A 14,334-nucleotide genomic window follows, 5' to 3' on the forward strand; every position below is an offset into this window, starting at 1 on the left:
ACAATGAGAAAAATATACACAACAATACTTGTTATATTCCTTTTTTCCAGCTCCATTTTTGCCCAATCAACAGAAACCTTTGAGACTGAAATTGTAGGTAATACCTCGTTTACAGACAATGGTGTAGTTTTTAATGTTATATCTCAAACTGGAGGGCCATTTGTAATAACAAATGTTGCGGGAACTGGATGGAATGGCACAGCAGCTGATAATCAATATATAGACAATTCAAATGCAGCAGACATAGGCGTTCCCGTTCAATTTACAATTAAAAGCACTTCTAATGCTTTTAAATTAAAATCACTTTATCTACTTCTAAGACAATCTGATTTAAATCCCGGAATTGGAACTGTTAACATTAAAGGAAATTTCAAAGGAAGTAACGTTTTTGATTTAACGCTGAGTGGACCATTCAATAATACTAGCTCCATCAATACTGGTTTTGATCTTATCGATTTAGGCACTTATAGTACATTTGCTAATGCGATAATTGATGAATATACAATAAGTACAACAGGGTCATTTGAGTATGTTGCCCTTGATGCAATGAAATGGGAAAAAGTTGTCTCTGGAATTAATGTAAACAGTTCTTTAACTCCATTTACTTCATGTCAAGGCTTGCCTTCTTCGCAACTACAGTCTTTTTCAGCTTCGGGTTCAGGCTTAAATGGCGATATAATGATAACAGCTCCAACAGGTTTTGAAGTATCTTTGAATGCGGGTGGAAGTTATGCTAATATTATAAACATACCTAATATTGGCGGAAATGTAAATAATACAACTGTTTACGTTCGTATGGCAGCAAGTGCTATAGGTTCGCCTTCTGGAAATCTTACACTATACTCCAACGGGATAGATCCAAAAACTCTTGCATTAACAGGAACAGTAAATTCAGCTCCTGCCATAACAGGAAATCTTTCATCAATAGCTATTTGTACAGGCGCAAATACTAATTTTTCTGTAATTGCATCAAATGCAACAGGATATAAATGGCAGGTAGATAAAGGTGCAGGTGCAGGTTTTACTGATGTACCAAATAGTCTTCCTTATTCTGGCATAAATACTTCAACTTTAACTATAACCGGTGCAACAGCTGCATTAAATGGATATAAATATCAAGTTATAGTAAGCGGAGGATGTACTCCTAGTGCTACTTCAAACAGTGCAACGCTTACTATCAATTCAGCTCCTTCCATAACAACGCAACCATCTGTCACGCCAATTACAGTTTGTGATGGAAACACTGCTACCATATCTGTTACAGCATCGAATGCAACAGGTTATCAATGGTATGTAGATCAAGGCGCAGGTTTTAATCCTGTACCAAATAGTTTTCCCTACTCCGGAATGAACACTAATACTCTAACTATTACTGGAGCAACTGCAGCCCTAAGCGGATATATATATAGAGTTGTAGCAAGTGGAAATTGTACACCAAACGCTACTTCAAATAACGTCGCATTAATTGTAAATTCTTCTCCTTCTATAATCGCACAACCTTCTTCAAAAGTAACTTGTGCGGGTGAAAACACGATTTTTTCTGTAAGTGCATCTAATGCAACTGGATATCAATGGCAAGTTGAAAAAGGGCAAGGATTTGAAAACATATCGGATAATGCTACTTATTCTGGAACAACTACAGCCACTCTTTCAATAACTGGAACGACTTCTGCACTAAACGGCTATCTTTACAGAGCTGTAGCGAATGGAACATGTACACCTATTACAGTTTCAAACAATGCATCATTAACTGTTAAGTCTATTCCAGCTATAACAGCAGATCCTTCATCAATCACAATCTGTTCTGGTGGCAATGCTACTTTTTCTGTGACAGCATCAAATGCAACTGCATACAAATGGCAAGTCGATCAGGGTAATGGCTTAGGTTTTCTTGATGTACCAAGTGGCTCTTTTTATTCTGGATTTAATACTCCAACCCTCATAATAAATGGAGCACCGCCAACATTTAATGGATATAAATTCAGAGCTATAGCCTCAGGATCATGTACGCCAGCTGCTACTTCAAACGTCGCTACACTAACTGTTAAGTATATCAACATAGTTACAGCTCAAAATAATATATTATGTTTCGGCTCTTCGACTGGTTTTGCAACTGCAAGTGTAACCGGAGGAGTTGGCGCATATACTTATTCTTGGTCTAATGGAGCAAGTTCTGCCTCAATAAGCGGATTAATAGCAGGAACTTATACTGTAACAGTAAGTGATGAAGGTGGATGCTCTAATACAGCAAGCGTGACAATAGGACAACCGTCATCTCCTTTAACGCTTACAGCTGGTACGGTAACCAATGTTTCATGTTACGGAGGTGCTAACGGAACTGCAGAGGTAATTGCTTCTGGTGGCACACCAGGTCTTACTTACTCATGGAATACAAGCCCTATTCAATCAACTGCAACAGCCAGAGGACTTGCTGCTGGAACTTATACTGTAACCGTAAAAGATGGCAACCAATGTGTAAAAACATTAGATTTTGAAATATCTGCACCGCCTGCTCTTGTACTAACACAAGGTCCGATCACTCATGTTTCTTGCAAGGGAGGAGCAAATGGTACTGCTACCGTCATTGTTGCTGATGGTAAACCAAATTATTCTTATTCATGGAACACAAATCCTGTACAAACAACTGCTACGGCGACAGGACTTACTGCCGGTACATATACTGTAACTGTATCAGACAACAATACATGCACAAAAACACTACCTTTTACTATTAAAGAGCCAGCAATTTTAGATGCTACAATATCAAAAACAGATGTTCTTTGTAGAAATAGCGCTACCGGAACCGCTACAGTAAGCCCTACTGGAGGAAGTGGCACATACACTTACCTATGGTCTCCATCTGGAGGTACTGCCGCTACTGCTACAGGATTAGCTATTGGGAATTATACCTGTTTAATTACAGACTTTAACGGTTGTTCCATATCAAAAACTATTCTTGTAGATCAGCCTTCTGCATTAAGTGTCACTGGTAATTTTACAAATGCTACTTGTTCTAGTGGTGGAGACGCTACTGTTTTTCCTAGTGGAGGTGTCGGACAATATAAGTACCTATGGACTCCAGGAAATGAAACAACACAAACGATTAGCAATTTAACAGCAGGCAATTATAGCTGTTTGATTACAGATGCAAATGGATGTACCATTACAAAAACTTTTACAATAGGTACAACCAATACTTTAGTTGCACTTGCTACACAACAAGACGTAAAATGTAATGGCGCCCACACTGGATCTGCATCTGTAGTTCCATCTGGAGCTGCAGGACCATTTACTTATGCTTGGTCTCCTTCTGGAGGAAATGGTGATACAGCCACAAATCTAGCTGCAGGAAACTATTCTGTAACCATCACAGCGGGCAACGGATGTTCTATTGTAAAAAACTTTACAATCACAGAACCGTCAGCAATTGTAATCACAAAAACGGGACAGACAAATGTTAGCTGTCCTACTGGTTCTAATGGATCATTATCTGTCCACGTAACTGGAGGAAGTGGTGGGTACAAATATTTATGGGCACCTTCTGGAGGAACTGCCGCAACAGCATTAGGCATTACAGCAGGAACATATACTTTAACTGTAACAGATGGTAACGGATGCGTTAAAACAGAAAATTATACCATTACAGAGCCTGATGCACTTAAACCAACAATATCGAAAACTGATGTTTCTTGTAATGGAGCTTCTAACGGATCTGCAACTGTAACCGTTACAGGAGGAACTGGCGCTTATACCTATTTATGGGCACCTTCTGGAGGAACTGCAGCTACAGCTGCTGGTCTTTCTGCAGGAACTTATACAGTTACCATAAAAGATGCTAACTTATGCCAAACCACAACAACAGTTAAAATAGATGAGCCTTCTGCTCTTACTGCAGCAATATCAAAAACAGATGTTCTATGCAATAAAGCTAATAACGCTACAGCAACAGTAACTGCATCAGGAGGAGCTGGAAATTATACTTACTCATGGTCTCCTTCTGGCGGAACTGCTGCAACTGCAACTGGATTAAGTCCAAATATGTATACAGTTACCGTTACTGATCAAAACGGATGTTTTATAACAAGAACAATAAAAATTATAGAACCTTCTCCCCTTTCAGCAACGCAATCTCACACCGATGTTAAATGTAACGGAGGAAATGACGGAGCAGCTTCGATAATTGTCTCTGGCGGAACAGGGACCTACAATTATTTATGGGCACCATCTGGAGGTACTGCCGCAACAGCAACTGGACTAACAGCAGGAACATATACTGTAACTGTCACAGATGAAAATAATTGCAGTATAGCCGAAATTGTGAATGTTGGCGAACCTTCTCCCCTTTCAGCAACTCAATCTCATACCGATGTAAAATGTAACGGAGGGAATGACGGAACAGCTTCAGTAACGGTTACTGGCGGAACAGGAAACTACAGCTACTTATGGTCTCCTTCTGGAGGAACTGCCGCAACCGCAACTGGACTAACAGCAGGAATATACACCGTAACTATCACAGATGAAAATAATTGCAGTATAACCGAAACTGTGAATGTAGGCGAACCTTCTCCCCTTTCAGCAACTCAATCTCATACCGATGTAAAATGTAACGGAGGGAATGACGGAACAGCTTCAGTAACGGTTACTGGCGGAACAGGAAACTACAGTTACTTATGGTCTCCTTCTGGAGGAACTGCTGCAACAGCAACTGGACTAACAGCAGGAACATACATCGTAACTGTCACAGATAAAAATAATTGCAGTATAACCGAAACTGTGAATGTAGGCGAACCTTCTCCCCTTTCAGCAACTCAATCTCATACCGATGTAAAATGTAACGGAGGGAATGACGGAACAGCTTCAGTAACGGTTACTGGCGGAACAGGAAACTACAGCTACTTATGGTCTCCTTCTGGAGGAACTGCCGCAACAGCAACTGGACTAACAGCAGGAACTTATAGCGTAACCGTTACAGACGAACATTCATGCTCAACAACGAGCACCATCGAAATTACAGAACCAGATGCTTTAACTTTATCTGCAACCTCTATAAATGTTTCTTGTCTTAATGGAAATAACGGAACAGCTTCAGTAACAGTTAATGGAGGAACAGGCAATTACAGCTACTTATGGTCTCCTTCTGGAGGGACAGCTGCAACAGCAAGCAATCTTAAAGCTGGAACATATACCATAACCGTTACCGACGCTAACTCTTGTACCGCTTTTACAACTGTCGAAATCATACAACCTGCAAATCCTGTAAGTTTAAGTACTTCTACAGTAACTGAAATCACTGTAAATGGCGCCTCTTTATCTGGAACAGCCTCTTCTGACGGAATAAATACAGATAAGGGAGAATGTTTATCAGAGGTTGGTTTTGTATATGCTCAGCACGCAAATCCGACTATAGAAGATACTAAAATAAATGTTACTGCTACATTGGGAACATTTGCAAGCACCCTGTCTGGACTTAGAGGAAATAGAACATATTATATTAGAACCTACGCTATTAATAGCAATGGTGTTCTTAATTACGGAAATGAAGTTAGTTTTACCACACCAAAATATACGCTTACTATAACTGCCGCAACAGGACATACTAAAGTATACGGCACAGCTGACCCAGCGTTTAATTACACCTCCTTAGGTTTGGCTAACGGGGACACAAGCTCAATAATAACAGGGCTACTTTCTAGAGAAGCAGGAGAAAATGTTGGAAAATACAATATCAATATCGGAACAATTAATGCTGGTTCAGATTATATAATTGAATTTAAGAGTGCCGAGTTTGAAATTACAAAAGCCAACCAAACAATCACTTGGAACCAGACTTTAGAATATGGCTGTTCGGATTCTGATGTAGAAATCTTGACTGCAACTTCAGATAGCGGTTTACCAATTTCGTATACTATTGCAAACTCAGCAATAGCCACAATTTCTGGAACAACTTTAACTATCATAGGATCTGGAAGCTCAACAATTACAGCTTTACAAAACGGTGACCAAAATCATAATCCTGCTGTAACAGTTATAAAACCAATCGAAATAAGCCAAACCGGGCTTATTGTACAGCAATGGGACAATGTACTATTCTTTGATAACAAATCGAACAATTTTGTGGCTTGGCAATGGTTTAAAAACGGCGTGGCTATTTCCGGTGCAACCCGTCAGTATTATAGTGAAGATCAGCCTTTAAATGGTGCTTATTACGTAGTTACAAAAGATAAAAACGGAAATTCAATCAAGTCTTGTCCAATGGAAACTTTTGGAACTGCTTTTACCAAAAAGATAAAAATCTATCCAAACCCAGTTAGACCTGGAAATGAATTTACTTTAGAATGTGATTTTAGCGAATCTCAACTAAACGGATCCGAGGTGAGTATTTATGACATTACAGGAAAACTAGTTCAGACTATTTCAAATGTAAAAACCAAAAATTCAATTATGGCACCATCGCAAGTGGCTATATATGTTGTCGTGCTTAAGCTGGCCGATGGTCAGTTAAAAACAATCAATTTATTAGTTAAATAAAATGAGATTTAATTTAAAATTACAAGCAATGAAAATTAAAACGACCATAGCTATACTACTATTATTTAATGTCACGATAAAAGCACAAGAATTTAATTTGAAGATTAATGGAGGCCAATCGGGAATTTTATATGATAGCACTATCGGAGACGGGAAATTAAAATTTGGCGGAGGATTAGGTGTTGGATACACCTACTTCTTCAGCAATCACTGGGGAATTTCAACCGGAATTGATATTACTTACAATCAAAATAGTTTTACCTTAAACAATGGAAACACTATTTCAACTTACGAAGTAGACGATCAAACTTCTGCTTTTGAGTATCAAGTAACTCCAACCAATTACAAAGAAGAGCAGCATTTTATTGGTATTGCAATTCCGCTTCTAGCTCAATACAGAACATCTATTGCGCCTAATACGCAATTCTATTTTGGAGCTGGAGGAAAAATTCTTTTTCCAGGAAAACAAACCGTAAAAGCCTCTGCATCCGAACTGCAGCTGAGCGGTTATTATCCCGATATGAATCTGATAATTGATGATTTACCTTCACACGGATTTGGTAAAGTAAACAATTGGCAGGATAAAACAACGGTAAGCTTAGAATCTTCTTTTTTATTAAGTTTTGAAACAGGCCTTACTTTCAAAATAAAAGAAAAAACACAACTTTATACAGGCTTATACGTTGACTACAGTTTGTCTGATTTAGCAAAAGATACTCCAAGCACTAATATTGTGGCTTACGACCCAAACGGAATTGATAATATTCAGGCAAATGGTACAATTGGAAACAGAAAAATTGTGCAGGGAAGCCGTTATCTTTCTGCTGGAATTCAGCTTAAACTAGGTTTTTTATTAGCCAAAAACAAACAAGAACCAGCACCCTCAAAAGTAGAAACAATGTCGCAAACAGAAGCTCCTGTTCAAGAAAATGCTCCTGTTCAACAAAACGTTGTTGAAACTGCACCTGCAAAAATAGAGCTAACGCCAACTGAAAAAACATATATTGAAAAACCTCTTGCCTTTCAAGAAGTTGGAAACACAAGCGTAACGCCAGAATTGGCTACAAGATTAGACGAAATCGCCAAAATTCTAAACTCAAATAACGATACCGAGTTAAATATTACAGGTTATACTTGCGATATTGGAACCGAAGCCCTCAATTTTGAAATCGGAATGAAAAGAGCTGAAGCGGTTGCCGATTATTTGAAAAATAAAGGAATAAAAGCCAATCGAATGCATTTATTTTCGAAAGGACAAAGCGAACCTTTAGTTCCAAATGTTCCAGTAGAAAATAGACCACTAAACAGAAGAGTGACACTTACGCTGATAGACACGAAATAAGACTTAGAGTTATTAAAAATTTAAAGCCTGAAAGAAGAGATTTCTCTTTTTCAGGCTTTTTCCTTTTATTCAAATATAGTATCCGAAACAACGCCATCGCGTAATATAAAAAAACAAATATCTAACAGTATGATTAGAATCATGTTTTAAAAAAAATGTTGATAATACATTTACCCTATTAAAATTATATGCTTTAAGTCATCGCATTTAAAACAAAATCAAAACCAAAATTTCGCTCTCCTACTTAAAGGAGTAAAAAAAACCAGACAATGAACAAGAACTTTTTAGTACAGGAAATAATCCGATTGAAAAAAGAAAAAAATGCCGTTATCCTAGCTCATTATTATCAAGATGAGAATATTCAGGAAATGGCAGATTTTATCGGTGACAGTCTTGAACTGGCTAAAAAAGCTCAAAATACAAATGCTGATATAATTGTTTTTGCAGGAGTTCATTTTATGGCAGAAACCGCAAAGATTTTAAACCCAAACAAAAAAGTAGTATTGCCTGATTGGAATGCTGGCTGTTCTCTTGCAGATGGCTGTCCTCCAAACGATTTTAAATTATTTAAAGAACAGCATCCTGATCATGTTGTTGTGACGTACATTAATTGCTCTGCCGAAATAAAAGCCATGAGCGACTTAGTTTGCACTTCGGCGAATGCAAAAAAAATAATTGAGTCTATTCCCGCAGAACAAAAAATAATATTTGCTCCAGATGAAAATTTAGGCAAATATCTACAAAAAGAAACCAAGCGCGAACTTGTCTTATGGAAAGGCTCATGCGTTGTGCACGAAGCCTTTTCATTGGATAAACTAATTGAGATATACAACAAAAATCCTACTGCAAAAATTGCAGCACACCCTGAATCTGAAAGTCATATTTTAAAAGCAGCACATTACATTGGCTCAACTTCAGGAATTATTAATTTCATTAAAACGGATCCTGCTGCCGTTTTCATTGTGGCCACAGAAGCCGGTATCCTTCATGAGCTTGCAAAAGCAGTACCTGATAAAACGCTGATTCCGGCTCCTACCACAGAAGACAACAGCTGTGCCTGCAGCGAATGTGCTTTTATGAAAATGAATACATTGGAAAAACTGTATTTATGCCTTAAAAATGAAAGTCCAGAAATGCTGGTTACAGAAGAACTGAGAACAGAAGCTCTAAAACCTATACAAAGAATGCTCGAGCTCTCTTAAAACAAAATAACGCTAAAATCAAAATAACATGCTTAAAACAGATATATTGATCGTAGGTTCTGGTATTTCAGGATTATTCTTTGCTATGAAAACGGCAAAAAAACGTCCCGATTTATCCATTGTTATAATGGCAAAAGAAACGGCTAAAAATACCAATACAAGGCTAGCTCAAGGTGGCATTGCTGTAGTTACAGACCATTTAAAAGACAGTTTTAATAAACACATACACGATACGCTTCGCTCTGGAGGCGGTCTCTGCGATAAAGAGATTGTTAATATGGTCATTAAACAAGCACCCGAAAGACTTCAAGAGCTAATCGAAATCGGAACTTCTTTTGATAAAGATGAAAAAGGCCATTGGGATTTAGGTTTAGAAGGCGGACATTCTCAACATAGAATATTACATCATAAAGACAGCTCCGGACAGGAAATTGAGAGCAAATTGCTCAAAATTATTAAAAAGATGCCCAATATTGAACTTTTAGAGAATCATATGGTCATTGACATCAACACCGAAACAAAGAAAGCTAAAACTACTTGTACCGGAGTTTTCTTTTACGAAAAAAAACACAATCGCATCAAATACATGAGAACGCGAACAATTGTTTTAAGTACAGGAGGATGCGGGCAACTTTTTGAAAATACAACAAATCCTAAAATTGCAACTGGAGACGGACTAGCGATGGCGGCGCGCGCAGGTGCAGAAATTGCAGATATGGAGTACATTCAATTTCATCCAACGGCTTTATTTACCGGAAAAGAAAATCCGCTGTTCTTGATTTCAGAAGCCGTACGTGGTTTTGGCGCTCACGTTGTAAACGATGATGGTAAAAGATTTTTATTTAAGTATGATATCAGAGGGGAACTAGCCACTCGAGATATGGTATCCAATGCCATCAGCAAAGAACTTCAATTGAGCGGAAAAGACCATGTTTATTTAGACTGTAGACATCTAGATGCTCGTAAATTTTACGATCATTTCCCAGTAATTGCTGCGCATTGTAATGAATTAGGAATAAAACCAGAAAAAGATTTGATTCCTGTTGTTCCTGCAGCTCATTATCAATGTGGCGGAATTAAAGTAGATCAAAACGGCGTTACCAATATCAAAAATCTATATGCGATTGGTGAATGTGCACGAACAGGACTTCATGGAAAAAATCGCTTGGCATCCAATTCACTTCTTGAAGCTTTAGTTTTTGCACATCAAGCTTCAGAAAATGTAGACCGAACAATTGCTGCATTTGTTTTTTCATCAAAAATATTAATACCAAAATTTCCAAAAGCAGAGTTAGCTACTGATTACCATGCCTTTGAAATATTAAAAAAAGAATTGCAAAAATTGGTCACCTCTTTTTACACCAGCGAAGAACGTGATGCCGATTTAGCTTTTGAAAAAATTAAAGCATTGCATGATAATGCCATTTCACTTATTGAAACTTATGAGATTACGATACCTTACATAGAATTTTCAAATATGATTGCGGCTTCAATGCTTATTCTTAAACATTGTAAAGCTGCAGCAAACAAACAAATGTGCTGAAACCAAAGTTAATTTATATACCCCCTAAATTATGAAACTAACAAGCAAAACTACAATTGGTGAAATCGTAGCAGATGATTTCAAAACAGCAGCCATTTTTACAAAATTTCATATCGATTTTTGCTGCAAAGGACATCGAACAATCGAAGAAGTCTGCAAAAAAAGAGATATTGAAGAAAGTGTTCTTATTGAACATATAGAAAAAGCAAGAAGCAGTTCTGCTAATCAATCTTTTGATTACAAAAGTTGGTCGGCCGACATGATTGCAGATTATATTACCAAAACCCATCATAAATATATTGAAGAAAAGTCCCCCATCATTCTTCAATATTTAGATAAATTATGCGGTGTTCATGGTGCGATTCATCCTGAGTTGCATGAAATTCATACCATTTTTTCAAAATCGTATTTGGATTTAACAACTCACATGAAAAGAGAAGAGTTGGTAGTTTTTCCTTTTATCAAAAGAATGAAAATAGCACACAGTAAAGGTACAGAACTGGAAACACCGCCTTTTTTATCTATCGAAAACCCTATTTTGACATTAAAAGAGGATCATCTTACAGAAGGAGAACGTTTTAGGAGAATTGCTGCATTGACCAATAATTTTACGCCACCAATCGAGTCTTGCAATACCTACAAAGCTGCTTTTGCCATGCTGGAAGAATTTGACAAAGATTTGAAAAAGCACATTCATTTGGAAAACAATATTTTATTTCCTAAAGCAATTGAACTTGAAAAAACATTTGAAAAAGTGTCCTAAATAAAAATACTATGGAAAAATATGTAATCAAACGCAATGGTGAATATAAGCCTTTTGAAGCTTATAAAATTCAGGATGCCATTCAGAAAGCCTTTCAAAGCGTTAATGAGCCTATAGACCAGAGAATTTATAAAACAGTTCTATCTGGTCTTGAGATAAAGTTTTCGTGGCCTGTCGAAGAAATTCAGGACATGATAGAAAGAGCGTTTTTTGAAAAAGGGTATTTCCAGGCTATGCGTTCGTTTATAATTTATCGTCATACCAGAAAATTACAACGGGAACATATTAATGGTTTAAACGACTACACAACATATATAGACAGTACGCAAACTGTTGAAGAATACATTAATCAATCGGATTGGAGGATTAATGCGAATGCTAATATTTCGTATTCAAACGCTGGTTTAGTCAGTAATACCGCAGGAAAAGTGATTGCCAATTATTGGCTGGATAAAATATATAACAAAGAAGAAGGTTCTGCTCATAGGAATGGCGACATACACATTCATGATTTGGATTGTCTTACCGGATACTGCGCTGGTTGGAGCCTGCGTGTGCTATTAAATGAAGGTTTTAATGGCGTGCGCGGCCGTGTCGAGAGCAGACCTCCTTCTCATTTTAGAGAAGCATTAGGGCAAATGGCAAATTTCTTAGGAATTTTGCAAAGCGAATGGGCTGGCGCTCAAGCTTTCAGTTCTTTTGATACCTATCTAGCTCCTTATGTTTTTAAAGATCAGCTTTCTTATGAAGAAGTTTTAAAAGGAATTAGAAGTTTTGTTTACAATCTAAATGTTCCAGCGCGTTGGGGACAATCGCCTTTCACAAATATTACTTTAGATTGGAATGTTCCAGAAGATTTAAAAGAACAAATTCCGACCAGAAATGATCAGCATTTATTTTTGACCGTAAATGATAAAAATCTATTTGAAGAAGCCAAAAAAAGAGGCGCTAAAAAACTGATAGACTTAAAATATGGAGATTTTCAAAAAGAAATGAATCTTATTAATAAAGCCTATTACACGATTATGACGGAAGGAGATGCAAATGGACAACCGTTTACTTTTCCGATTCCGACAGTAAACATCACAGAAGATTTTGACTGGCAAGGAGAAAATGTCGATTTGTTATTTGAAAACACGGCCAAAATTGGTTCGTCTTATTTCCAAAATTTTATTGGAAGCCAGTATATTTTGGACGAAAATGGAAATCGTATAGAAAACCCAGAAGCCTACAAACCAAACGCTGTTCGAAGTATGTGTTGCCGTTTACAGCTCGATTTAAGAGAATTATTAAAACGTGGAAATGGTCTTTTCGGAAGCGCAGAAATGACGGGAAGCATTGGAGTCGTAACCATAAATATGGCACGTTTGGGATATTTGCACAAAGGAAATATCATCAATTTATTTGCTCATTTGGATGAACTTTTGCTGATCGCAAAATCGACTTTGGAGAAAAAGAGAATCTTTATTCAAGAAATGTACGACCGCGGGCTTTATCCGTACACGCAGCGTTATTTGAAACATTTTAGAAATCATTTTTCTACCATTGGCGTAAATGGAATGAATGAAATGGTTTTGAATTTTTCTAAAGGAAAGCAGAATATTACGTGCAATTCTGGAATTCATTTTGCCACAGAAATCTTAGATCACATTCGATTGAGAATGAAAGAATTTCAAGAAGAAACTGGAAATCTTTACAATCTAGAAGCAACTCCAGCTGAAGGAACAACGTACCGTTTTGCAAAAGAAGATAAAAAGCGTTTTCCAGAGATTTTACAAGCGGGACAAAATGAAAATATCTATTATACTAATAGTTCACAAATTCCTGTAGATCATACCGACGATCCTTTTGAGGCTTTATTGCTTCAAGACGAATTACAATGCAAATATACTGGCGGTACAGTTTTGCATCTTTATATGAGAGAAAAAATAAGCAGTCCAGCAGCTTGTAAAAACTTCGTAAAGAAAGTTTTAACCAGCTTTAAACTGCCATACATAACCGTAACACCAATTTTTAGCATCTGCCCTATTCATGGCTACTTAAATGGAGAACATGAATACTGCCCAAAATGCGACGAAATTTTACTCAATAAAAACAATCAAAAACACTTGGCTTATGAGAACGAAAACGCTTAAAATTCTAGAAGAAAAAAAATCCCAAAGAAGTAAATGTTTGGTTTATACACGTGTAATGGGATATCACAGACCTGTAGAAAGTTTTAATATTGGAAAAAAAGGTGAACACCAACAGCGTACACATTTCGAAGAAAGCATTATCTATTAAAGGAATATTTAGCCTCACGCCTTTTACTTTATTAGATTATCCGCACAAAACAGCCTGCATAGTGTGGTTTGCGGGCTGTAACATGCGGTGTTTATACTGCTACAATCCAGACATTGTTTTAGGAAAAGGAAAAATTGATTTTAACAAAGTTCTTTCCTTCTTAAAAACTAGAAAAGGATTATTAGACGGAGTGGTTTTAAGCGGCGGCGAATGCACTTTACACAAAAATATAATTGATTTTATAAAAGAAATCAAAGCAATGGGATTTGAGGTTAAAATAGATACCAACGGTTCCAATCCAAAAATATTAAATAGCCTGATTCATAACCAATTAATTGATTATGTTGCGTTAGATTATAAAAGTCTTCCTCATACCTTTAAACAGCTAACGCAATCAGGCTTATTTTTAGAATTTGAAGAAAGCCTTTCGCTTTTAATTCGGTCGAATATTCCGTTTGAAGTTCGCACGACTTTTCATTCTTCTTTAATTTCAGAAAATGATTTTGTGAAGATGATTGCATATTTGGAAAGCAAAAATTTTGAAGGAAATTATTATGTACAGCATTTTATGAATAATGTACCAACGCTTTCAAAATTAGACGATTCGAATAAAAAAATACAGCTTAAAGACTTTTCAACTTCAAAAATAAAAGTTATTTTTAGGGAGTAATAA

General features: G+C 36.9%; 8 protein-coding genes. All 8 read left to right on the forward strand.

Annotation, left to right across the window (positions count from 1 at the left end):
- Positions 1-3 precede the first annotated feature (3 nt).
- The 8 genes from ABTV69_RS17450 (at position 4) to ABTV69_RS17485 (ending at position 14,331) form a co-directional block, all read left to right on the forward strand.
- Positions 4-6,528: an MBG domain-containing protein gene (locus ABTV69_RS17450; protein ID WP_433831012.1), complete on the forward strand. Its 6,525-nt coding sequence runs from the start codon at positions 4-6 to the stop codon at positions 6,526-6,528.
- A gap of 28 nt (positions 6,529-6,556) precedes the next feature.
- Positions 6,557-7,870 carry an OmpA family protein gene (locus ABTV69_RS17455; RefSeq protein WP_433831014.1) on the forward strand — a complete coding sequence of 438 codons (1,314 nt, stop codon included), beginning with the start codon at positions 6,557-6,559 and terminating at the stop codon, positions 7,868-7,870.
- 269 nt (positions 7,871-8,139) lie between these two features.
- Positions 8,140-9,072: a quinolinate synthase NadA gene (gene nadA, locus ABTV69_RS17460; protein WP_433831016.1), complete on the forward strand. Its 933-nt coding sequence runs from the start codon at positions 8,140-8,142 to the stop codon at positions 9,070-9,072.
- A 28-nt stretch (positions 9,073-9,100) separates the two neighbouring features.
- The gene (gene nadB / locus ABTV69_RS17465) at positions 9,101-10,615 is read left to right on the forward strand and encodes an L-aspartate oxidase (RefSeq protein WP_433831018.1); all 1,515 of its coding nucleotides are present in this window, start codon (positions 9,101-9,103) and stop codon (positions 10,613-10,615) included.
- 31 nt (positions 10,616-10,646) lie between these two features.
- Positions 10,647-11,378: an iron-sulfur cluster repair di-iron protein gene (ric, locus tag ABTV69_RS17470; RefSeq protein ID WP_433831020.1), complete on the forward strand. Its 732-nt coding sequence runs from the start codon at positions 10,647-10,649 to the stop codon at positions 11,376-11,378.
- A gap of 11 nt (positions 11,379-11,389) precedes the next feature.
- Positions 11,390-13,513: a ribonucleoside triphosphate reductase gene (locus ABTV69_RS17475; RefSeq protein ID WP_433831022.1), complete on the forward strand. Its 2,124-nt coding sequence runs from the start codon at positions 11,390-11,392 to the stop codon at positions 13,511-13,513.
- Positions 13,494-13,661 carry an anaerobic ribonucleoside-triphosphate reductase gene (gene nrdD / locus ABTV69_RS17480; RefSeq protein WP_433831024.1) on the forward strand — a complete coding sequence of 56 codons (168 nt, stop codon included), beginning with the start codon at positions 13,494-13,496 and terminating at the stop codon, positions 13,659-13,661. Before ABTV69_RS17475 ends, nrdD begins: the two co-directional genes overlap by 20 nt.
- Complete coding sequence (locus ABTV69_RS17485) at positions 13,615-14,331, forward strand: anaerobic ribonucleoside-triphosphate reductase activating protein (RefSeq protein ID WP_433831026.1); 717 nt, start codon at positions 13,615-13,617, stop codon at positions 14,329-14,331. The genes nrdD and ABTV69_RS17485 overlap by 47 nt, the downstream gene beginning before the upstream one ends.
- Positions 14,332-14,334 lie beyond the last annotated feature (3 nt).

The sequence above is a fragment of the Flavobacterium anhuiense genome (assembly GCF_050990855.1).
GTDB lineage: Bacteria > Bacteroidota > Bacteroidia > Flavobacteriales > Flavobacteriaceae > Flavobacterium > Flavobacterium anhuiense_C.